The organism is Streptomyces ferrugineus (assembly GCF_015160855.1).
Taxonomy (GTDB): domain Bacteria; phylum Actinomycetota; class Actinomycetes; order Streptomycetales; family Streptomycetaceae; genus Streptomyces; species Streptomyces ferrugineus.
On record NZ_CP063373.1, the window covers coordinates 8,636,423 to 8,657,703 of the forward strand.

Annotated in this window: 17 protein-coding genes; 5 read left to right on the forward strand and 12 right to left on the reverse strand. The window is 71.9% G+C overall.

Annotation, left to right across the window (positions count from 1 at the left end; genetic code table 11):
- Positions 1-10: 10 nt before the first annotated feature.
- The 3 genes from IM697_RS38380 to IM697_RS38390 all read left to right on the forward strand — a co-directional run bounded on the left by IM697_RS38380 (position 11) and on the right by IM697_RS38390 (position 4,791).
- A complete protein-coding gene (locus tag IM697_RS38380; RefSeq protein WP_194041215.1) occupies positions 11-1,954 on the forward strand; it encodes a fumarate reductase/succinate dehydrogenase flavoprotein subunit in 1,944 nt (647 codons plus the stop codon).
- Complete coding sequence (locus IM697_RS38385; protein ID WP_194041217.1) at positions 1,951-2,727, forward strand: succinate dehydrogenase/fumarate reductase iron-sulfur subunit; 777 nt, start codon at positions 1,951-1,953, stop codon at positions 2,725-2,727. Before IM697_RS38380 ends, IM697_RS38385 begins: the two co-directional genes overlap by 4 nt.
- A gap of 123 nt (positions 2,728-2,850) precedes the next feature.
- Positions 2,851-4,791, forward strand: a complete 1,941-nt coding sequence (locus IM697_RS38390; RefSeq protein ID WP_194041219.1) for a hypothetical protein — start codon at positions 2,851-2,853, stop codon at positions 4,789-4,791.
- 6 nt (positions 4,792-4,797) lie between these two features.
- Here IM697_RS38390 and IM697_RS38395 read toward each other — a convergent pair whose 3' ends face one another.
- The 8 genes from IM697_RS38395 to IM697_RS38430 form a co-directional block, all read right to left on the reverse strand.
- The gene (locus IM697_RS38395; protein ID WP_194041221.1) at positions 4,798-7,494 is read right to left on the reverse strand and encodes a SpoIIE family protein phosphatase; all 2,697 of its coding nucleotides are present in this window, start codon (positions 7,492-7,494) and stop codon (positions 4,798-4,800) included.
- A gap of 296 nt (positions 7,495-7,790) precedes the next feature.
- The gene (locus tag IM697_RS38400; RefSeq protein ID WP_228044332.1) at positions 7,791-8,192 is read right to left on the reverse strand and encodes an ATP-binding protein; all 402 of its coding nucleotides are present in this window, start codon (positions 8,190-8,192) and stop codon (positions 7,791-7,793) included.
- Between the two features lie 220 nt (positions 8,193-8,412).
- Positions 8,413-8,817 (reverse strand): (deoxy)nucleoside triphosphate pyrophosphohydrolase, encoded by a 405-nt coding sequence (locus tag IM697_RS38405; RefSeq protein WP_194041223.1) that lies wholly within the window; start codon positions 8,815-8,817, stop codon positions 8,413-8,415.
- Positions 8,818-8,847: 30 nt separating this feature from the next.
- On the reverse strand, positions 8,848-9,039 hold the full coding sequence (locus IM697_RS38410; protein WP_194041225.1) for an SPOR domain-containing protein: 192 nt from the start codon (positions 9,037-9,039) through the stop codon (positions 8,848-8,850).
- Between the two features lie 320 nt (positions 9,040-9,359).
- Entirely contained in the window at positions 9,360-10,112 is a 753-nt protein-coding gene (locus tag IM697_RS38415) for a GntR family transcriptional regulator (protein WP_194041227.1), read from the reverse strand.
- Between the two features lie 147 nt (positions 10,113-10,259).
- Complete coding sequence (locus tag IM697_RS38420) at positions 10,260-11,426, reverse strand: DUF4190 domain-containing protein (protein ID WP_194041229.1); 1,167 nt, start codon at positions 11,424-11,426, stop codon at positions 10,260-10,262.
- A gap of 211 nt (positions 11,427-11,637) precedes the next feature.
- On the reverse strand, positions 11,638-13,215 hold the full coding sequence (locus IM697_RS38425; protein ID WP_194041231.1) for a S8 family peptidase: 1,578 nt from the start codon (positions 13,213-13,215) through the stop codon (positions 11,638-11,640).
- A gap of 189 nt (positions 13,216-13,404) precedes the next feature.
- Positions 13,405-14,235, reverse strand: coding sequence for an oxidoreductase (locus tag IM697_RS38430; protein WP_194041234.1), 831 nt, complete (start codon positions 14,233-14,235; stop codon positions 13,405-13,407).
- An 88-nt stretch (positions 14,236-14,323) separates the two neighbouring features.
- Here IM697_RS38430 and IM697_RS38435 point away from each other — a divergent pair, with 88 nt between their 5' ends.
- Positions 14,324-15,223 carry a LysR family transcriptional regulator gene (locus tag IM697_RS38435; protein WP_194041236.1) on the forward strand — a complete coding sequence of 300 codons (900 nt, stop codon included), beginning with the start codon at positions 14,324-14,326 and terminating at the stop codon, positions 15,221-15,223.
- Positions 15,224-15,350: 127 nt separating this feature from the next.
- On the opposite strand, the gene IM697_RS38440 is transcribed toward IM697_RS38435, so the two are convergent.
- The gene (locus tag IM697_RS38440) at positions 15,351-17,561 is read right to left on the reverse strand and encodes a DEAD/DEAH box helicase (RefSeq protein ID WP_194041238.1); all 2,211 of its coding nucleotides are present in this window, start codon (positions 17,559-17,561) and stop codon (positions 15,351-15,353) included.
- Positions 17,562-17,999: 438 nt separating this feature from the next.
- Here IM697_RS38440 and IM697_RS38445 point away from each other — a divergent pair, with 438 nt between their 5' ends.
- A complete protein-coding gene (locus tag IM697_RS38445; protein ID WP_194041240.1) occupies positions 18,000-18,236 on the forward strand; it encodes a hypothetical protein in 237 nt (78 codons plus the stop codon).
- An 85-nt stretch (positions 18,237-18,321) separates the two neighbouring features.
- Here the strand turns inward: IM697_RS38445 and IM697_RS38450 are convergent, their stop codons facing one another.
- The 3 genes from IM697_RS38450 to IM697_RS38460 are packed head-to-tail and all read right to left on the reverse strand — an operon-like array spanning position 18,322 to position 21,172.
- On the reverse strand, positions 18,322-19,557 hold the full coding sequence (locus IM697_RS38450; RefSeq protein ID WP_194041241.1) for a hypothetical protein: 1,236 nt from the start codon (positions 19,555-19,557) through the stop codon (positions 18,322-18,324).
- Positions 19,557-20,897: a family 43 glycosylhydrolase gene (locus IM697_RS38455; protein ID WP_194041243.1), complete on the reverse strand. Its 1,341-nt coding sequence runs from the start codon at positions 20,895-20,897 to the stop codon at positions 19,557-19,559. Before IM697_RS38455 ends, IM697_RS38450 begins: the two co-directional genes overlap by 1 nt.
- Complete coding sequence (locus IM697_RS38460; RefSeq protein WP_194041245.1) at positions 20,894-21,172, reverse strand: helix-turn-helix domain-containing protein; 279 nt, start codon at positions 21,170-21,172, stop codon at positions 20,894-20,896. Before IM697_RS38460 ends, IM697_RS38455 begins: the two co-directional genes overlap by 4 nt.
- Positions 21,173-21,281: the final 109 nt, after the last annotated feature.

Sequence of the window (21,281 nt, forward strand, 5' to 3'; positions counted from 1 at the left end):
GACTGAACAGATGTCCGTGGTCGAACGGCAGGAGTGGGACGTCGTCGTGGTCGGCGCCGGGGGCGCGGGCCTTCGTGCGGCGATCGAGGCGCGCGAGCGAGGCGCCCGTACGGCGGTGATCTGCAAGTCGCTGTTCGGCAAGGCGCACACGGTGATGGCCGAGGGCGGCATCGCGGCGGCCATGGCCAACGCCAACGAGCACGACAACTGGCAGGTGCACTTCCGCGACACCATGCGCGGCGGCAAGTTCCTCAACCAGTGGCGGATGGCCGAGCTGCACGCGCAGGAGGCGCCGCAGCGGGTGTGGGAGCTGGAGACCTGGGGTGCGCTCTTCGACCGTACGAAGGACGGCCGTATCTCGCAGCGCAACTTCGGCGGCCACGAGTACCCGCGCCTCGCGCACGTCGGCGACCGCACCGGCCTGGAGCTGATCCGCACGCTGCAGCAGAAGATCGTCTCGCTGCAGCAGCAGGACAAGAAGGAGACCGGGGACTACGAGTCCCGGCTGAAGGTCTACCAGGAGTGCACGGTCACGAGGATCCTCAAGGACGGCAGCCGGGTCTCCGGGGTCTTCGCCTACGAGCGCGAGACGGGCCGTTTCTTCGTCCTGGAGGCCCCGTCCGTGGTCGTCTCGACGGGCGGCATCGGCAAGTCCTTCAAGGTGACGTCGAACTCCTGGGAGTACACGGGCGACGGCCATGCGCTGGCGCTGCTGGCGGGCGCCCCGCTGCTCAACATGGAGTTCGTGCAGTTCCACCCGACGGGCATGGTCTGGCCGCCGTCGGTGAAGGGGATCCTGGTCACGGAGTCGGTGCGCGGCGACGGCGGGGTGCTGCGCAACTCCGAGGGCAAGCGGTTCATGTTCGACTACATCCCCGACGTCTTCAAGGAGAAGTACGCCGAGTCGGAGGAGGAGGGCGACCGCTGGTACGAGGACCCGGACAACAACCGGCGGCCCCCCGAGCTGCTCCCCCGCGACGAGGTGGCGCGGGCGATCAACGCCGAGGTGAAGGCGGGCCGGGGCTCGCCGCACGGCGGGGTCTTCCTGGACGTCTCCACGCGGATGCCGGCCGAGGTGATCCGCCGGCGGCTGCCGTCCATGTACCACCAGTTCAAGGAGCTGGCGGACGTGGACATCACGGCGGAGGCGATGGAGGTCGGCCCGACCTGCCACTACGTCATGGGCGGCATCGCGGTCGAGTCGGACACGGCGGCGGCACGGGGCGTACCCGGTCTGTTCGCGGCCGGTGAGGTGGCCGGGGGCATGCACGGCTCGAACCGGCTCGGCGGGAACTCGCTCTCCGACCTTCTGGTGTTCGGCCGCCGCGCGGGCTGGCACGCCGCCGAGTACGCGGCGGCGCGGGCCTTCGAGCGCCCCGAGGTCAGCGACATGCAGGTCGACACGGCGGCCGCGGAGGCGCTGCGGCCGTTCTCGGCGGAGGGACCGGCCGGGGGCGAGGACGACGGCCGCCCGCCGGAGAACCCCTACACCCTCCACCAGGAACTCCAGCAGGCCATGAACGACCTGGTCGGCATCATCCGCCGCGAGGCCGAGATGGAGCAGGCGCTGGAGAAGCTCGCGGACCTGCGCGTACGGGCGCGAAGGGCCGGCGTCGAGGGCCATCGCCAGTTCAACCCGGGCTGGCATCTCGCGCTCGACCTGCGCAACATGCTGCTGGTCAGCGAGTGCGTGGCGCGGGCGGCGCTGGAGCGCACCGAGTCGCGCGGCGGCCACACCCGCGAGGACCATCCGACGATGGACCGCAAGTGGCGCAACATCAATCTGCTGTGCCATCTCGCCGACCCGACGGGCGGCCTCGCGGCCACCGACCCGGAGCGCGGCCAGATCAATCTCGTACGGGAGACCACCGAACCCGTCCGCCAGGACCTGCTGGCTCTCTTCGACAAGGAGGAGCTGGTCAAGTACCTCGCCGAAGAGGAGCTCTACCAGTGAGCAGCTACGAGGCCCGCTTCAAGGTGTGGCGGGGCGATGTCCAGGGCGGCGGCCTGGAGGACTTCAAGGTCGAGGTGAACGAGGGCGAGGTGGTCCTCGACATCATCCACCGCCTCCAGTCCACGCAGGCTCCCGATCTCGCGGTCCGCTGGAACTGCAAGGCGGGCAAGTGCGGTTCGTGTTCCGCCGAGATCAACGGGCGGCCGCGGCTGATGTGCATGACCCGGATGTCGGTGTTCACCCGCGAGGAGACGATCACCGTCACCCCGCTGCGGGCGTTCCCCGTGGTACGGGACCTGGTCACGGACGTCGGCTTCAACTACACCAAGGCCCGCGAGGTCCCGTCGTTCGTGCCGCCGGAGGGCCTGGGTCCGGGCGAGTACCGCATGATGCAGGAGGACGTGGACCGCTCGCAGGAGTTCCGCAAGTGCATCGAGTGCTTCCTGTGCCAGGACACCTGCCATGTGGTCCGTGATCACGAGGAGAACAAGCCGGCGTTCGCGGGCCCACGTTTTCTGATGCGGGTCGCGGAGCTCGACATGCACCCGCTGGACTCGGCGGACGAGAGCGGCCTGGACCGCAAGAGGACCGCCCAGGACGAACACGGCCTCGGCTACTGCAACATCACCAAGTGCTGCACCGAGGTCTGCCCCGAGGGCATCAAGATCACGGACAATGCGCTGATCCCCTTGAAGGAACGGGCCGTGGACCGCAAGTACGACCCGTTGGTGTGGCTGGGCTCGAAGATCAGGAGGCGGTCCGCAGCAGAGTGAGGGCAGTGGTGCCCGAAGCGCAGGAGTTCCGCCATCCTCTCCGGTCGCGAGGGGCACGCGGTTTACGACAGCCCGGGCGCATCCCGGTCGCGCGGGGGCTTTGGTGCTCATACGCTCCGAAATGTGACGTCATCCTTGATGCGGGGCCGGCCGCGGCGTGCGCGCCCGCAGATACCGGCGCGGGTGGTGCAGGCGCTGGTGGGCGGGCTGGTCGGGTTGGTGTGGCTGGTGCTGCCCGGGATGACGGTCGCGGCGGACGGCGGAAGCGCTGTCGTCGACTTCGTCATGCCGGTGGCGGCTCTGGTCACGGCGGTGGCGCTCGCCGGCTTCGGGTTCCTGCGGCGCAGACGGCGGGCGCGGGGGCGTACGACTCCCGGTGGGGCGCCGGGACCGGTCGCCGAGCCGCCCGTCGGGGAGCTGGCCGAGCGGGCGCGGGTGTCGCTGGTCGAGGCCGACGACTGGGTGCGGGTCAGCGGGGAGGAGCTGGGGTTCGTCGCGGGGCGGTTCGGGGCGGGGGACGTCGAACGGGTCGAGCCCTTCGCACGGGTTCTGCGGGACGCCCGGGCCGAGTTGGACGTCGCGTTGCGGATGCGGTGGCAGTACGAGGGCGGGGTTCCTCAGGAGGCCGCGGCTCGGCGGCATGCGCTGGCGGGGATCGTCGGCCGGTGCGAGGAGGTGGGGCGGCTGCTGGACGGGCAGGCCGCCGCGTTCGATCAGGTACGGGGGCTGGAGGCGGGACTGGGCGGCGGGCTGGGGCACGCCCTGGTCGTCGCCGAGGGCCGCTTCCGGGAGCTGACCGGGCGGGCCAGCGCCGCCGGTACGGCCCTCGTCGATCTCGGCGAGCGCTATGGCACGTCCGCGACCGCCGCCGTCACGGGCCATGCCGAGCAGGCCAAGGACCGCCTGGTGTTCGCCACGACCCGCCTCAACCAGGCCCGCCAGTCGGCCGACCTGGGCGAGGTCGACCGGGCCGCCGCCCGGCTGCGTGCCGCCGAGGGCGCCATCGCCCAGGCCGCCACCTTCGTCGACGGCATCGAACGCCTCGCCGGTGACCTCGCGAGGGCCATGACGATGGTCCCGGCCGCGCTGACGGGCGGTGAGGCGGAGATCGCCGGGGCACGGGAGGCCGTGGTGGAGCCGGGATCGCCGTACGCCGACATCCCGCCCGGCGAGCAACGGGCCCCGGTCGTCCGCGCCGACATGCCCCTGGCCGACGTACGCGAAGAGCCGGAATCGCCGTACTCGGGCATCCCGCCCGGCAAGGTGCGGGCACCGGCGGTACCTGCCGACATGCCCCCGGCCGGCGTACGCGAAGAGCCGGAATCGCCGTACTCGGGCATCCCGCCCGGCAAGGTGCGGGCACCGGCGGTACCTGCCGACATGCCCCCGGCCGACGTACGCGAAGAGCCGGAATCGCCGTACGCCGACATCCCGCCCGGCAAGGTGCGGGCACCGGCGGTACCTGCCGACATGCCCCCGGCCGACGTACGCGAAGAGCCGGAATCGCCGTACGCCGACATCCCGCCCGGCGAGCTGCGGGCGCGGGTGGTCCGTGCCGACATCGTCCTGGCCGGTGTGCGCGAGGAGCTGGTCTCGGGGCGGCCGTACGACCCCCTCGACGTGCTGCGGCGGATCGTGCGGGCCGTGGCTCCGGTCGCCGCGGGGCGGGCCGGGGTGATCCCGGCCGCGGCGGTGGTCTGTGCGCGCGGCGCCGTCGCCGGTGCGGACGACGTCGTCGCGACGCACCGGGCGGCGGTGGGCGGCGAGGCGCGCACCCGGCTGGCGGAGGCGCGGCGCCTGCTCGCGTCCCCGGCGCCCGGGCCGCGTCAGCGGCTCATCGACCTCGTCACCGCCGACACCCTGGCCCAGCAGGCCCGCGACCTGGCCGAACAGGACATCCGCGTGCACGGCCACCCCATCGAGGACCCCGCCCCCGACATCAGCGGCCTCACCGGCGCGGTCCTGGGAGGCATCCTGCTCGGCGGCGAGCCGAAGGGCGGCCCGCCGGCCTGCTTCGGCGGGCCCCGCACACGGCGACGGCGCGGCGGTTCGGCGGACGCCTGAGCGCGTTCAGAACAGGCTCAGCAGTGCCTCCGCCGGATCCGCCACCCCGTGCTCCCCGTCGGGCAACGGCAGTTCGAACCACACCGTCTTCCCTCGTGGCGTACGCCGGGAACCCCACGCCGCGCTGAGCAGGCCCACCAGTTGCAGGCCCCGGCCGCCCTCATCGGTGTCGCGGGCGCGGCGGCGGCGGGGCTGGACCAGGCCGGAGTCCCAGACCTCGCAGACCAGGGTGCGGTCCAGCAGCAGGCGGAGCCTGATCTCGCCCTCGCCGTAGCGCAGGGCGTTGGTGACCAGCTCACTGACGAGGAGTTCCGTGGTGTCGACGAGGGGTTCGAGGTCCCAGGACAGCAGTTGCCCGCGCGCGTACTCGCGGGCGCGGCCCACGCTGCGCGGCTCGCGCGGCAGGGTCCAGTCGCCGACCGACTCGGCGGGCAGGCCCTGGACACGTGCCATCAGCAACGCGATGTCGTCCTCGCCGTGGTGGCTGTCGAGGGTGTTGAGGACGTGGTCGCAGACGTCCTCCAGGGGACGCGTGGGGTCCGTGAGCGTGCCCACGAAGGCCTGCAGGCCCTCGTCCAGGGGGTGATCGCGGGATTCGACCAGTCCATCCGTGTAGAGCGCCAGCAGTGCCCCCTCCGGCAGCTCGACCTCCACCTCCTCGAACGGCTCCCCGCCCACGCCCAGCGGCATCCCCGGCGGCACGTCGAGCATCAGCGCCGACTCGCCGGGTTCGACCAGGACCGGCGGGAGGTGGCCGGCGTTGGCGAAGGTGCAGCGGCGGGTGACGGAGTCGTAGACCGCGTACACGCACGTCGCCAGGTACACCTCGGACAGGTCCGCCTCGCGGGGACGGCGGGCCGCGCGGGTGGCCTGCTGGACGCCGCCGGGGGCGCCGAGGCCGCGCGCGATCTCGTCCAGTGCCGAGAGCACCTCGGCCGGTTCGAGGTCCAGCAGCGCCAGCGTGCGTACGGCGGAGCGCAGTTCGCCCATCGCCACCGCCGCGCGCAGGCCGCGGCCCATGACGTCCCCGACGACCAACGCGGTGCGGTGACCGGGCAGTTCGATGACGTCGAACCAGTCGCCGCCCACCTCGCTGGGCCGGTCCGACGAGGCGTTGCCCGGCAGATAGCGGCAGGCGATGTCGAGGCCGGACGCGACCGGGTCCCCCGGCGGCAGCAGGGAGCGTTGCAGTATCAGCGCCCGCTCGTGCTCGCGCCGGTACAGACGGGCGTTGTCGATGCAGACGGCGGCGCGCGCGGCGAGTTCGACGGCCAGGTCCCGGTCCCGTTCCCCGAACGGCTCGCTGCCCTTGGTCCGGGCGAACTGCGCCAGTCCTACGACCGTGTCGTGGGCGACCATCGGCACGGCGAGCGTGGACTGCACGAGGCCGCCCTCCTCGCCGGGCACATGCAGCGGCCGGGCGGTGCGCAGGGCGTCCGCGCCGGGTGAGTTGAAGGGGTAGTGGTGGACGGCGCCGACCGCGACGGGGGCGCCGCCGCCGACGAGGGGCACGTCGGAGACCGCGCTGGCGAAGGCGACCCGGCGCAGCTCCGCGCTGCCGTCGGCGAGGCCGGGCGGGGTCTCGTCGCCGGCCAGCAGGCCCTGGTAGAGGTCGACGGTGGCCAGGTCGCAGAAGCCGGGGACGACGACGTCGAGGAGTTCGCGGGCCGTGGTCTCCAGGTCCAGGGAGTTGCCTATCCGGGCACCGGCCTCGTTCAGCAGGGCGAGATTGCGCCGGGCCGCGGCGGCCTCGCGGGCAGCGGCGCGACGGGAGGTGATGTCGATTCCGAGCCAGGCGATGCCGATGGCGCGGCCGCTGCCGCTGTGCACCCGGTAGAGGTTGACGGACCAGTGGCGGCGCTCGTCGGAGCCCGGGAGAAAGCCGGTGACGTGCATGTCCGTGATGGAGTCGCCGGTCTCCAGGACGCGCCGCAGGGTGGCCGCGACGCGCTCGGCCTCGGGGCGCGCCAGATAGTCGTGGACGCCCCGGCCGCGGTGGTCGTCGGGGGTGCCGCCGAACACCGAGGCGAACCGTTCGTTGGCGCGCCGTACCCGTAGATCGGGGTCGATCAGCAGGAAGCCGAAGGGAGATTGACCGAAAATGGACTGCGAGGCGGCGAGGTCGGTCTCCATCCGGCGCAGCGTGCGCACGTCCACGACGATGCACACGGCGGCCTTCTCGCCGTCCTCGGTACGCGTCGGCATGACGTACACCTCGGCGAGCCCCTCCGTACCGGGCCGTCCCGCGGCGTCGTCCGGCACCCGGAAGGGGACCACTCCGGTCCACTCCCGCCCGTCGAGGATCTCCGCCATCTTGCGCTGGCCGTGCTCCCGCAGGTCCGGGTCGACGAACGCCTCGATGGGGTCCATGCCGACGGCTCGCCCGGCCGGGATGCCGAAGAGCTGCTCGGCGCGCAGGCTCCACTGGTCGACCAGGCCGTCGGGGCCGATGGAGAAGGACGCGACCTTGATGTAGTCGTAGATGGAGCCGGGCGGGCTGCTCTGCCAGACGGCGTCGCCGGGGCGGGGCTCGTCGAAGAGCAAGGCCGGTTCGTCCCGCGGGGCTTGTGAGGCCCGTGTGCCCTGAGAGGTCTGTGAGACTTGCGAGGCCTGTGTGTCGTGGGCCCGCTCTCCCGCGGTCCTCGTCCTCGCGCCGTCCGACGGGTCCTCGGACTCCGTCGCCTTCGCTGGTATCTCGCTCACGCGAACCGTCCCCTCCAGCTCACCGCGCCCGGCACCGGTCACCGGCGGCGGCTGCCCGCAGTATCCAGCACTACGGCCCCGCACAACACGGTGTTCACGATCACAGCACGTTCCCGATGGTTTTCGGTCCCGGCTGCGGAAACACTTCCAGACTTCTAACCAGCAGACACGCAGTCGAATCACGCAGTCCAACAACCGCCACTGGCCTGAACCATTCGTTCGACAGGGCGCGGGGCGCCGTACACCGCGATGGACGCCTACTGACGGGTTGTACAGGGCGCGGGGTGCGCCAGGGGTCACTCCGGCACCGCGAGTTCGAACCACACCGTCTTGCCGGTGTTGCGGCCCGGCCTGGTCCCCCAGCGACGCGAGGAGAGCGCCACGAGCTGCAGTCCGCGGCCGCTCTCGTCCTCCAGGTGGGCGACGCGTTCGCGGGGCGGGTCGGGGAGCGGGTCGGAGACCTCGACCAGGAGGACGTCACCGAGGCGTACGGGGCGTACCAGACGTACGCCGATGGGGCCGGTGGCATGCCGCAGGGAGTTGGTCACCAGTTCGCTGACCAGCAGTGCCGCGATGTCGGCGAGACTGGCAAGACCCCAGTCGCACAGCCTGCCCCGAACGGCGGCACGGGCCGCGCGCACAGCACCCGGCTCCGCGGGGAAGCTCCAGTCGGCGCAGTCGCCTTCGGTGTCGATCACGCCGATCACTTCCCAGGCCAGCGGGTTCGCTCATGTCCGGTTTCGCAGGGTTAATGAGCACATACCCGATATTCGGGGGGCGGTACCGCGCGGAAGGTGTGGGAAGGGTATGGAGTCGGCGTGCGACAGGTATACGGGAAGCGGGTGTGCGACGGGGCGGGAATCCGGGAAGGCTCGAGGGCCGGTACGCGCCGGTCCGCTCCGCTCCGGTGCGCGTCCTTCAGCCCTGCGGCCGAAGCCGCGCCGCCACCTTCCGGACCGCCGGCACGTCCTGGTCCAGCCAGTCCACGTCCCAGAGTTCGCCGGGGCCCAGCCAGCGCAGCGCGTCATGGTCCTGGAGAGGCTTGGGCTCGCCCGTTCCGGGGACGAGCCGGGCGGTCCACACCTGCAGGACGTACGGGGATTTCAGCGGCCACGCCCCCGGTACGCGCTCGATCACCTCGGCGTCCACGCCGAGTTCCTCCCGCAGTTCACGCACGAGCGCCGCGTCGGGCGTCTCACCGGGCTCGACCTTGCCCCCGGGCAGCTCCCAGCGCCCGGCCAACTCCACCGGCGCGCTGCGGCGCGCGGCGAGAAGGCGCCCTGCGTCCAGCAACGCGGCGCCGACCACGATCCGTTCCGTCATGCGCCGGAGCCTACGGGAGCGGAAGGAAGGTCAGTTGTCCGCGCTGCTCCCGTTCTGCGCGATCCGCTCGACCCAGTACAGCTGCTTGTGGCCCCGGCTGTCGAGGCTGTCCGCGATCTTCTGGGCCTCGGCCCGTGTCGCGTAGCGCCCCACCCGGTAGCGATTGCCGTTGTCGTCCTGTCGCACGACGAGCCAGGGCAGAGTGATCGTGCTGTCGTTCATCGCCCCCCACCGCTCCTTCCCGCCCACGACCGGCTGCTGGCTAAGGAAACCGCATTCCGCATATGCCCGAGCCTACGCCTAACCTTTACGCAGCGAATACGGCTTTTCACAAAGAGGTACGCAACCAGCCAAGTCGCAGGGGGCGCACGGCATCAAGTGCGCCGTGCGGAGAGGTCGATGCATCCGGTCACGGGCATACTGCGCACGCCTGCGTCGACCTGCGAAAACGGCCAGATTCCAACGGCGTTGGAAGGGGCGGGAGTTGAGATTCTGCCGGGGGCAACTGCCGTGAGGTGTGCGCTACCTCACCTGTGAGTGCGCTACTTCACCGGGAGGTGGTAGGCGACGCGGTAGCGGTCCGCGGGGATCACCACGTCCGCCGTCTCCACCGGACGGCCCGACGCGTAGTACGTGCGCTGGATGACCAGGACCACATGGCCGGGGACACCGCCGAGCGCCAGCAGTTCCTCCGCCAGGCCGGGGCGGGCGCCCACCTCCTCGGTGACGTTGTCCACGACGACATCGATGGCGGCCATGCGCTCGACGACGCCCATGCCGCCGAGGGGGCCCTCCTCGGGCAGCATCACGGGGGTGCGGCCGGTGACGGCGAGGGGTTCCCAGGAGGTGGACAGCATCATCGCCTCGCCGGCCTCCCGGAAGAGGTATCGCGTGCACATCACGCGCTCACCGGGCCGGATCCCGAGCCGCTCGGCGACGGCGCCGCTGGCTTCGGCCTGCTCGCTGCTGGACTCCCAGGTGCCGCGCGTCTCGCCGTTGGCCTGCTCCTGACGGAAGGGCGTGGCGCCGCTCGGCGGGCGGAAGCCGGAGCGGGAGATCCTGCGGGGTACGGGGCGCTCGCGGACGTACGTCCCGGAGCCGGAACGGCCCTCGACCAGGCCCTCCGCCATCAGCACCTTGCGCGCCTCCAGCGCGACGGTGTCCGAGACGCCGTACTCCTCGCGGATCCTCGCCTGGGACGGGAGGCGGGTGTGCGGGGGGAGCGAGCCGTCGACGATCTTCTTGCGGAGATCGCCCGCGACGCGCAGATACGCCGGCTGCTCACCGAAAGTCACTGGCCGCTCCCATCAGGTTGTACAGACAGCAACAGCGTGGCAACCATGAGTTGTCCCTTGCAAGCAAAGGCCAGAGAATCACTCGATGTGATGACTTGTGCCTGCCGGGGGCTTTACGCAGGCACTTTCTCCCCGCTATAGCCGTGCTCACACATCGAGTCCGCCTGTGTCTCCGCTCTCACCGCCGCCCTCGGGCTCCTCGTCGTAGGTCGGTGCGGTGGTGTCCAGGCCCAGAGCCTTGCGGGCGGTGACGGTCGCGGGGCCATCCACGTAGTCGTAGCCGTTGTCGTAGTGCGCGTAGTACGTGTCCGCGTCCTTCGCCGTGGCCGCCCTCGCCCACTCCTTGTGGGCCTCCTGCATCTCCTTGATCAGGTCGGCGACCGGCTGCTTGGCCTTCGCCCCCCAGCTGTGTGCGCGCAGTTCCTGGATCTGCTCGCCGAGCACGGCGTGGACGTCCTTCGCCCAGGCCCTGTTGGCCGCCAGGTCCTCCTCGGGGTATTCCTCGGGCTCCTCGTGCAGGGCCGTGTCGACGGTGTTGGACGCGGAGAGGAACGCGGTCTGGTCGGCGTCGAGGGTCGTCGGGTCGTTGCGCAGCGAGCCGGTGAGCTTGCCGTTCTCCTCCGTGCTGCCGAACAGGCAGGTGATCTCGCGGTCGCCGAGGCGCCAGCTCTGCCGGGACGGGATGAAGTAGTACACGTCGGCGTCGTCCGGGACGGCCCAGGAGTCCATGGCGTAGCCGTCCCGGAGCGCGTAACACCTGTCGTCGGCGGTCCTGGTGACCTCGTCGTCGCCCGGGAAGTCGCCGCCGGGCAGGGTGACCACGGCGAAGACCTCGCCGTCGTGCGGGCGGGAGCAGGTCACCCGGTCGACGTCGTACGCCTCGCCCTCCAGGTTGCCGGTCGGCGAGTCGAAGCAGTCGCCCTTGGCGAGCGCGTAGGCGGTGCCCTCGCCGTTCGCGGCGCCCTTGAAGCCGTCCCAGAAGTCGGCGGCGGCGCCCGTGGTGAGCGCGAGCGTCCACAGGGCCAGTCCGACGGAGGACAGGAGGGAACCGGCGATCGCCATGCCCTTGCCGCGTTCGCCCCTCTTCTTGATCTGCGCCAGCGCGATGAGACCCAGGACCAGGCCGATGGCGGGTACGAAGCACAGCAGGCCGAGGACGAGGGCGCCGATGGCCACGCCGTTGACGGGGGCGGGGTGGCCGTACGGGGGGTACGGGGGGTACGGGGGGTACGGGTATGGCGGTGGGGGTGCGTACTGGCCCGGCGTGAACGGCCCTTGGGGCTGATGAGGGCCGGGGGGCGGAGGTATGGACACGAGGGCCGGGCTCCTGGTTCGGGCAGTGGGAACGGGTGTGCGACGGGGCGAATGGTATGCGTGTTTGCCTCCGGTGGGTGGGGGTTCGGGTTGATGCCCGCCGGCGCGTGTGCGGGTGCGTGGGGGTACGTGCCCCGCCTGGCCCCGACGCGGCTCGTCCCCGCGGCGGGCCGAGACCTGCCGCGGGGACGAGGGGGTCAGTGCAACCGGACTAGAACTGGAGCGCCCAGGCGTCGATGCGGCCGGTGTCCAGGTTCGCGTTGTCGCTCACGCGCAGTTTCCACGTGCCGTTGGCGGACTCCGAGGAGGCGTTCACGGAGTACGTCGTGTTGATGTCGTTCGAACTGCCGCCCGTTCCGTACGACTTGAGGGTGTACGCCGTGCCGTCGGGGGCGATCAGCTGGACCTGGAGGTCGCCGATGTAGGTGTGCACGATGTGGACCTCGACGGCGAGGGCCGAGGGGGCGTTGCCGGAGACGCCGGAGACCGTCAGCGGGGACTCGACCGTGGAGTTGTCGCTGATCGCGTGGTCGGCGGTGTTCTCGAAGCGCGGACCGGGTGGCGTGGTCGTGCCGCCGCCGACGTACAGGAGGCGGTTGGGCGAGCCGGAGCCGGGGCTGGAGACGACGCCGGTCGTGGCGGCGGACGTCAGGGCCGAGGCGACCTGGGCCGGGGTGGACGTGGGGTTGTCGGCCAGGTAGAGCGCGGCCGCGCCCGCGACGTGCGGGCTCGCCATCGACGTACCGGAGATGGTGTTGGTCGCCGAGTCGCCGGAGTTCCAGGCCGAGGTGATGGACGAGCCCGGTGCGAAGAGGTCCAGGACCGAGCCGTAGTTGGAGTAGCTCGCCCTGGCGTCGGACGACGTCGTCGCGCCGACCGTGATGGCCTCGGTGACGCGGGCGGGGGACCTGGTGGAGGCGTTGGTCGACTCGTTGCCGGCCGCCACGGCGAAGGTGACGCCGGAGGCTATGGCGTTGCGTACGGCCGTGTCGAGGGCGGAGTCGGCGGTGCCGCCGAGGGACATGTTGGCCACGGCCGGCTTGACCGCGTTCTGGGCGACCCAGTCGATGCCGGCGACGACCTGGGCCGTGGTGCCCTGGCCGGAGTTGTTCAGCACGCGGACGCCGACGACCTTGGCCTTCTTGGCGACGCCGTAGGCGCTTCCGGCCACCGTGCCCGCCACGTGCGTGCCGTGGCCGTGGCCGTCCTGGGCGGTGTTGTCGTTGTCGATGGCGTCGTAGCCGTAGGAGGCCCGGCCGCCGAAGTCGCCGTGGGTGATGCGCACGCCGGTGTCGATGACGTACGTGGTCACGCCCTGTCCGGCCGAGTCCGGGTAGGTGTAGGAGTTGTCGCGCGGGAGGTTGCGCTGGTCGACGCGGTCCAGGCCCCAGGAGGGCGGGTTGGTCTGGGTCGCGTTGATGCTGAACGTGCGGTTCTGTACGACGGAGGCGACCGCCGGGTCCGCGGCGAGCCGCTTCGCCTCGGTCGCGGAGGCCTCGATCGCGTAGCCGTTCAGGGCCTTCTTGTACGTCCGCTCGATGTCGGCGCCGTGCCGCTCGACGACGGCCCGTGCCGCCCTGGAGCCCGAGCGGGCCCGGTCGGCCTTGAGGGTCACGATGTAGCTGTCGGCGACGGCATTGGCCGCGCCCTCGTACTGGATGCGGCCCTCGGGTGCGGCCGCGGCGGGGAGTGCGGAGACGAGGCCGGCGACGAGTGCGACGGTGGCCGTCGCGCTGAGGGTGGCGAGTCTTCGGCGGGTGTCTCTGCGGGAGTTACGCATCACTGCCATCTGAGGGGTCCTCCTCAATCGGTGGTGCGCTTGTGGGGTGACGGCGGCGGAATGGGCAAAGAACATGTTCATGTCAATCTGCGCGCCATTCCTGTGCGTCAGCGAAAGATTGAGGCCTCCACAGGAATTACACAAGGGTCCGGCCCGGACTCGCGACGAGCGGCGAGGCCGGGCCGGGGTGTTCGCGCGTCAGTCGACGAAGGCCGTCGCCCGGGTTCGCTTCTCCCAGGCCGCGATGTCGCCGCGCACCTGGTCGAGGTGGCCGAGCACCGCGTCGACGCCGTCGTCGCCGAGCGGCAGCCGCAGCGGGGTCTCCCGCGCCCCCAGCGCGGCGAGAATGAGGGCCGCCGCCTTCGCGGGGTCGCCGGGCTGGGTGCCGTCGCCGCCGGAGACGAACCCGCGGGTCTGGCTGACCTTGGGGTACACACCGGTGTCGGTGCTGGTGCCGGCCCGGCCGGTCTCGAAGAGCGAGGTGCGGAAGGAACCCGGCTCCACGATCAGCACCTTGATGCCGAACTCGGCGACCTCGTCCGCGAGCCCCTCGGACAGGCCCTCCAGCGCGAACTTGGTTCCGCTGTACGCCGAGAAGCCCGCGAAGGACATCTGCCCGCCCATGCTGCTCATCTGCACGATCGCCCCGGAGCGGCGCTCCCGCATGTGCGGCAGTACGGCGCGGGTGAGGGCGGCCGGTCCGAAGACATGCACCTCGAACAGCTCGCGCAGCTCCTGCTCGGTGGTCTCCTCGAACGCGCCCACATGGGTGCGGCCCGCGTTGTTGACCAGGACGTCGATACGGCCGTGCCGGGCGATCACATCCCGTACGGCGGCCTCGGCGGCGCCCGTCTCGGACACGTCCAGGCGCAGCGCCTCCACCTGATCGGGGTGCGCGGCCACGAGGTCCTCCATCCCCTCGGGCCGCCGTACCGCACCCACCACGACGTCGCCCTCGGCGAGAGCCGCCTCCGCGATGGCCCGTCCGAAGCCGCTGCTCGCGCCCGTGATCAGCCAAACCCTGTTCATGACGGCTCCTCCTCGTGGTCCGGTCGGCCTACCCTCACCAGCCTCCTGCAGAATCCGGTTGCCCGTCCAAGACCCATGCTGATAACCGATGGTTATGGCGATCGACGTTCATGTACGGGACCTGCGCTATTTCGTGGCCGTGGCCGAGGAACTGCACTTCACCCGCGCGGCCGAACGGCTGTACGTCTCCCAGCCCGCGCTGAGCAAGCAGGTGCGCGCGTTGGAGCGGCAGGTGGGCGCGGAGCTGTTCCGGCGCGATCCGCGGGGCGTGGCGCTGACCGAGGCGGGCGCGGCGCTGCTGCCGCATGCCCGGCGGGTGCTGGACGCCTGGTCACAGGGGGTGGGGGCGCTGGCGGCGGCGCGCGGGACGTTGGTGGTGGGCATGAGCACCAGTCCGGGACGTGGCGGACTGCTCCCGGCGATCCGCTCCCGCTTCACGGCCGCCCATCCGGACACCGTTCTGCGGCTGCGCCAGGTGAGCTGGGAGGATCCCACGGCGGGCCTCGCGGACGGTGCGGCCGACGTGGCCTTCGTGTGGCTGCCGCTGCCGGAGGCCGACCGCTACGGCTGGACCGTGGTCGCGGAGGAGGCGCGGTTGGTCGCCCTTCCGGAGAGGCACCCCCTCGCGTCCCGGCCCGAGGTCGACTTCGCCGACCTGCTGGACGAGCCGTTCCTCGCGCTGCCGGCGAGTGCGGGGCCGTTGCGTGACTACTGGCTGGCCCTGGAGGAGCGGGGCGGGCGGCCGCCGCGGATCGGGGCGGAGATCGCGAGCACCGAGGAGACGTACGAGGCGCTGGTCGCGGGTCTGGGGGTCTGCCTGGTGGCCACCGGCAACGCTCCGCTGATCAGCCTGGGGGGTGTGGTGACACGGCCGGTACGCGGCCTCTCACCGAGCCGTTACGCGCTGGCGTGGCGCCGCGAGGACGGGCGACGGCCCCTCGTACGGGCGTATGCGCAGGCTTGTCGCCGGGCGACGGGACGGGAGTGACGCGCCGCGGCGACGGGGCGGGGGTAATACGGCTCAGCTACAGGGCGGGGGTGATACACCTCGGCTACAGGGCGGGGGTGATACACCTCAGCGACAGAGCGAGGGTGATGAGCCGCGGCGGCCTCGCTCACGCCCGTTCCGTCGCGGGCTGTGCCGGGGTGGTGCCGAGGCGTGCCTGTTCCTCCTCGACGATGAGGCGGGCCAGGCCGATGTCCGAGATGTCGACGGCGTCCGGGGTCGACTCGGCGACCGAGCTGCGGCGGGCGTACGCGTCGAACAGGCGGGACTTGTTCTCCAGCAGCTGCACCAGCCGTTCGTCGACGCCGCCCGTGCAGAGCAGGCGGTGCACATGGACCGAGCGGACCTGGCCCATGCGGTGGGCACGGGCGACCGCCTGGTGTTCGACGGTCGGCTTGAGCTGGGGCTCGCAGAGGATGACGACGGACGCGGCCTGCATGTTGAGGCCCACTCCGCCCGCCTCGATCTGCGCGAGCAGCACCGCGTGGCCGGGCGCGGCGGCGAAGTCGTCGACGAGCTGCTGTCGGCGGGCGGGCGGCACACTGCCGGAGATCGGGCCGAAGACCCGGTCCTCGGGCCCGTCCGACGCGGGGGTCGCGGTGCCGGCCGGGTCGTCCGCCAGCGCCTCGCTCACCGCCCGCAGAACGTCGCGGAAGGCCGAGAACACCACGACCTTGAGCCCGCTCTCCGCGGCCTCCCCGGCGATCTCGCGCAGCCGGTCCAGCTTCGCCGACCGCTCGGGGCGGGCGTACGCCGCTCGGCGCATGGCCATGAAGTTGCCGGCGGCCACGGCCTCCCGGTAGGCCTCCTCGTCCTCGGCGCTGGGCTCCTCCCACTCGTCGGTGTGCTGCAGCGCGGGCAGTTCGGTGAGGACGTCCTGCTGGTTGCGGCGCAGATAGACCGGTGCGACCGCCTTGCGGAACGCCTTGGAGCCCGCCACTGAGTCGTGGTCGTCGACGGTGTCGGCGAGGTCGGGCCGCAGGATGCGCACCAGGCTGCGGAACTCCTCGACCCGGTTCTCCATGGGCGTACCGGTCAGGAACAGCACGCGCTCGCAGTGCTCCGCCCACTCGGAGACGACCATCGAGCGGCGGGTCTGCGGGTTCTTCACGAAGTGCGCCTCGTCGACGACGAGCAGGCCCAACTCGCCACCACCCGGCGCCGGGAAGCCGCGCAGCGCGTCGAAGGTGGTGACCCCGACGCCGCCGCGCCCTTTCCAGTCGGCGAACGCCTCGTGCCGGTCGGGTCCGTGCAGCGGCGTCACCCGCAGCGCGCTGCGCTTCTCGATCTCCCGGGTCCAGTTGATGAGCACGCTGGCCGGGCAGACCACCAGGAAGTGGCTCTGGCCCTCGCCGGCGAGGTGCGCCAGCGCGGCGATGGCCTGGATGGTCTTGCCGAGCCCCATCTCGTCGCCGAGGATCACCCGGCGCTGGGCGAGGGCGAAGCGGGTGCCGAAGGCCTGGTAGCCGCGCAGCGAGACCCGGCGGTGGGTGTCGTCGAGGGGCTGGGTCCTGACCCGTTCGGCCACCTCGTCCGGCAGGAAGCCCTCGGCCGCCGCCGGGTCGGGGGCGCGGCCCGAGAGCTCGGCGATCAGGCCGTAGTACTCGGCGGAGCGGAGCTCGAAGTCGACCAGGGCGGCCACGTCGGACTCCGGGCGGCGCAGCAGGTCGACCGAGGTCTGGGCGAGCAGCCGCGGCAGTTCGTCCTGGTCGGCCTGGTCGGTCAGGGTGCGGACCTCGGCCAGGGCCGCCAGCGCCCGTTCCCTCTTGTCCCGGCCGGCGAGCAGCATGCGCAGCCGCCCGGCCGTCGGCGCGGCGTCGTCGAGCGGTGGGCCGAGGCGCTTGGTGAGGGCGCCGGCCGCGTCGACGGCCCGGCGTGCCTCGGGGCCCGCCTCCACCAGGACGTTGAGCGCGACGACCAGTGCGGTGGTGCGGGGCTCCGGCCGGTCCACGTCGATGTGCACGGCGATGGTGTCGCGTACGGCATCGGCGATGCGCCGGGCGGCGGCCACGGTCTGGTCGGCCGTCTGCTGGCCCACTCCCGGCAGTTGGCGCAGCCGGTACGACCCGGCGTCCAGGACCTGCCCGACCGTGCGGAACCCGCCCTTCTCCACCTCGCCCAGGCGCAGCCTGCCCTCGGTGAGGTCCCTCAGCCGGGCCACCGGGATGGCGTCCAGTTCGTGGCGGGCCAGGTCGTCGTGGATCGGTTCCAGGGCCGCGCGTACCGCCTCGACGGCTCGCGCATGGTCGTCGACCACGGCTTGCGCCGCCTCGTACAGCCGCCTCCCTCTGGCCACCGCCTCCCGCTCGCTCCGCCCCATCGCGCCCCCCTCTGGCCCCTCTCACCGCGTCCCCGCATCCTCCCACCCCGCGGGAACACCTTGCCGGTGGCCGAGCGTCCCGACGGGACGACGCACAGGTAACTGGCGTCCGGTTCCATCAGGATGTCGGCCGAGCCGAGAGGGCGCGGGGCCGCTTCTCGGCAGGCGGCGAGTCCGGAGGCGACGCCGAGCGCGCGCACCGCTGTAGTGGGCGTTGTGCGTGCCGCCGTACCAGAGCAGGTTGTACGTCGAACCGCCGCGCCCTGCCGCGAAGTCGGCCCATGCCTGCGCCGCCTCGGCCGGACGGCCACGCTTCCGCCGACCGGCCGTGGCCGTTCGGCTGAGGCGGGCAGCCCTGTGCGGACGTAAGAGTGGGGGCACGGGTTTCCGTCCCGTCACCGCCCGGTGCGGTGCGGCCGGACGCAGGACCATCCGCACATGGAGGTGCCGAACATGGCGCAGCAGATGAAGAGTTCGGCGGCGAGCCGTCCTGGTGGGCAAGCCCTCGGTCCACGTCTGAGCGGCCATCTGGCCCGCGTCACCGCGCTGGCCGCGGTCGCGCTGGTGGCCGCGTTGTGTCTGCCCGAGGTCGAGTCACATCCGGAGGCGGTGAAGCCGCAGGGCCCCCCGTCGGCGGCACACGCCGATCCGTCCGGCACCCGCTCGACCGGCTGACGGACGTACCACGGGAACGTCGATGACCGTGCCGCGCGCCCATGTCACCGTGACGCTGGGCGAGTTGCCTGGCCAGATGCGCGGTTCAGGCAGGCTGAAGCGCGCGGAACGCCTCGAACCACGCATAGTTCCGGCCCGGCGTCCCGTCGGCGTCCTGCCGGACCGTCCGGTTCGCGTAGACGGGGTTGAGGATCCATGGCGTCTTGTCGGGGCCGTAGCCCACGGCCATGGACCGGATCTGGAGGCCGGCGTACGTGGCCACGGCCAGTCTCCCGGTGTCCCGGAACATCCGGGTCTGGTTCGTCAGGTAGGTCCTGCGGCTCTCGAACCATCGGCTGAGGGCGAGGAAGTCGTTCCACTTCCGCTGGGGGAAGGGGTGCCGGATCGCTTCGGCGATCACCTGCCAGACCTGTGTGTCCCGGGGCACGCCGTACCGTGTGGCGAATTCCGTCGGCACCGTGTCCGCCCTGTGCCGAGCCCAGTGGTCCACCAGGGAGAACTCCGTGGCCAGGAACGTCTGGTCGGTGCGCAGGCGGGGCAGGACGTAGTCGAGGAACGCCCCGGTCGACTCCAGGCGGCCGACATGCGGATGGATGTCGACGCCGTCGATGGCCGGTGTGTCGCGGACGTGGGCCATCCAGCGTTCGGTCGCCGGGGTGCGGTGGGCCGGGTCGTCCAGGCGGTTGAGCGCGCCCATGTAGAGGCGCGTCCGGCAGTCCTCGCCGCACCGCTCGGCGCGGTGGGCGACGACATGGGCGGCGAGCCGTTCGTAGAAGGCGTTGAGGGTGCTGTCGCGCTCCCCCGGCAAGGTCTCCAGGAAGGGCTCGTTGCCGATCGTGAGCATGTCCACCTTGCCCATGACGGCACGCAGCACCGCGTCCACGCGGGTCAGCAGAGCGGCCATGGCATCGCTTCCGGGCGCGGGCAACGGCTGGTCCTGGTAGGGGAACTTCAGCGAGAGGACCGTCCGGTAGCCCTGCCGGGATGCCGCGAGCAGGGTGGCGACCGCCGGCTGCTCGGCCGGGTCGCCCTGGTCGCTCGCCCGGATCGGGACGAAGCCGCGCATCCACCGCGCCGAGAGTGCCTCCATGTGGGAGAGCCTCAGGTCGGAGGGGTCCTCGTTGAAGTTGATCCCCAGCGCCCCGGCCGCGAGCGGGGCGGCGCCCTGCTCCGACGTGCCGGCGGCTGTCTCCGTCTCGCCGGTCAGGCCGTTGCCTTTCGCCACGCCCGCACCGCACACGCCGGCGGCCAGGGCCGCGCCGGACGCGGTGAGCACCCCGCGGCGGGACGGCTGCCGGGTGGCGGGGTTCTGCCGCGTCATCACCGCCCCCCTTCGCCGACAGCACCGCGACCCCGGCGGCTCACGTACAGACGGCCGCCCTGCGGGCCGGTCCACTCCAGGCGTACGACGCCGGGGACGGCGGCCTCGGCGACGCGCGAAGGATCCGCCCAGTAGCCGAAGTTGGGGTTGCGGAAGAACGTGGCCCAGGGCCGCCCCCTGTGGTCGGTGAAGAAGTTGTTGTGGCCGGCGCCGACCCCCGCGGTCCACCGCTGCGAGTAGGGCCCCTCGAAGCGGTCGGAGACCGCGGCGACGGCGTTGTACTGGTACTGCACACGGCCCGGGCCGGGTGGATCATAGGCGTGCCGGGTGCCGCCGTCCGGCTTGGTCGATGTCCGGTCCCAGGCGGCGTGTACGAGGTAGTACCTGCCCTGGTACTTGAAGACGTGCGCGCCTTCGAGGTACGGCTCGGGCGAGTACGGGCTCTGCCGGAACTGCGGAAGCCCGGTGGCCGGGACGATGTCCTCCATGTCGTCCCGGAACCCGGCGTACAGGTTGTTGTGCAGAACGAGCCGGGCGGTGCCGCCCTCGGTGTACAGGCCGCCGTCGATGTGGTGGTAGGCGCCGGGCTCGACGAAGCTCGGGCCGCCGATGAAGGGGTCGCCGAACGGCTTGTCGAGATTGCCCTCGACGAGCCGGTACGGGCCCGCGACCCCGCCTTCGCTCCGCAGCATGAACGAGCCCACCAGGCGGGAGTGATCGCCCATGCAGGCCACGATGTACCAGCGGCCCCGGAAGTGGTGCAGCTCCGGCGCCCAGACCTCACCGCGCTTGCCGAACCGGTCGTCGTACCAGTACTGCTGCCAGGGCGCGACCACCGTGCGTCCGGGCCGGTTCTCCGACGCGAACTCGGGCGACCAGACCTTGCCCTTCTCGGCGTCCGGACGGATCCGGGACGTGTCGGCAAGGCGCCAGGGGCCGCCGAGGGAGGGGGCCAGCCAGACGAAGATGCCGTCGTTCCACGGGGCGGCCGCGTCGAGGCCGGGTACGCGGGTGGTGCCGGTGGCGACGTAGAGAGGTCTGCCGTCGACCTGGAAGCAGTTGACGTAGGTGTCCCGCATCCACACCGAGCCGCGTTCCCTGTCGCGCGGGCGCAACTCCAGCGGCAGCACGAAGGAGTTGTCCCGCCGCGGCCACAGGTCCGGGCGGGCGTCCGCCGTGCCGTAGGGCTCGGCGTCCGGCCAGTTCGGGGGGAACCGCCGCGGCGCGGCATCCTGGGCGGACCCCGCGGTCGCGGTCGCGCTCGCGGACAGGGCCAATGCGGTCCCCAGTCCGGCCGCACCGGCCAGCAGTGACCTTCGGGGCAGAGCGTGCGCGGTCATGATTCGCGGTCTCCTTCGTCGTCCGGCGTTCCGGTGCCGAGGGTCAGCAGTTCCACGGGCCGGCCCCGCCCGCGCCAGGCGAGCGGAGCGCCGCCGATCACGACGGCGCCCTCGGCGACCAGCTTCGTGACCTCGTCGTACACGGTCGTTCTGGACAGTCCGCTGAGGTTCTGCAGCCCCCTCCGGCTGAGTGGGCCGTGCCGTCGCAGCAGTTCGAGGAGCTGTGCCTGGTGCCGCCGGCCGGTGCCGGTATGAGTGCCGTTCCTGTCAGGCATGCGGCACAGCATGAGAAGGCGCCGCCTTTTCCGTCAACAGCCCGAACAAATAATCCGGATTACTCTGCCGCACACGTGCTGGCACATCCGTTGCGCCACTCGGCCTCCG

Bases quoted from the DNA above. Each gene is read 5' to 3' on its own strand.
- IM697_RS38430 (WP_194041234.1), bottom strand. From the start codon at position 14,235: ATGAACAGGGTTTGGCTGATCACGGGCGCGAGCAGCGGCTTCGGACGG.
- IM697_RS38380 (WP_194041215.1), top strand. From the start codon at position 11: ATGTCCGTGGTCGAACGGCAGGAGTGGGACGTCGTCGTGGTCGGCGCC.
- IM697_RS38460 (WP_194041245.1), bottom strand. From the start codon at position 21,172: ATGCCTGACAGGAACGGCACTCATACCGGCACCGGCCGGCGGCACCAG.
- IM697_RS38435 (WP_194041236.1), top strand. From the start codon at position 14,324: ATGGTTATGGCGATCGACGTTCATGTACGGGACCTGCGCTATTTCGTG.
- IM697_RS38405 (WP_194041223.1), bottom strand. From the start codon at position 8,817: ATGACGGAACGGATCGTGGTCGGCGCCGCGTTGCTGGACGCAGGGCGC.
- IM697_RS38440 (WP_194041238.1), bottom strand. From the start codon at position 17,561: ATGGGGCGGAGCGAGCGGGAGGCGGTGGCCAGAGGGAGGCGGCTGTAC.
- IM697_RS38445 (WP_194041240.1), top strand. From the start codon at position 18,000: ATGGAGGTGCCGAACATGGCGCAGCAGATGAAGAGTTCGGCGGCGAGC.
- IM697_RS38410 (WP_194041225.1), bottom strand. From the start codon at position 9,039: ATGAACGACAGCACGATCACTCTGCCCTGGCTCGTCGTGCGACAGGAC.
- IM697_RS38450 (WP_194041241.1), bottom strand. From the start codon at position 19,557: ATGACGCGGCAGAACCCCGCCACCCGGCAGCCGTCCCGCCGCGGGGTG.
- IM697_RS38425 (WP_194041231.1), bottom strand. From the start codon at position 13,215: ATGGCAGTGATGCGTAACTCCCGCAGAGACACCCGCCGAAGACTCGCC.
- IM697_RS38455 (WP_194041243.1), bottom strand. From the start codon at position 20,897: ATGACCGCGCACGCTCTGCCCCGAAGGTCACTGCTGGCCGGTGCGGCC.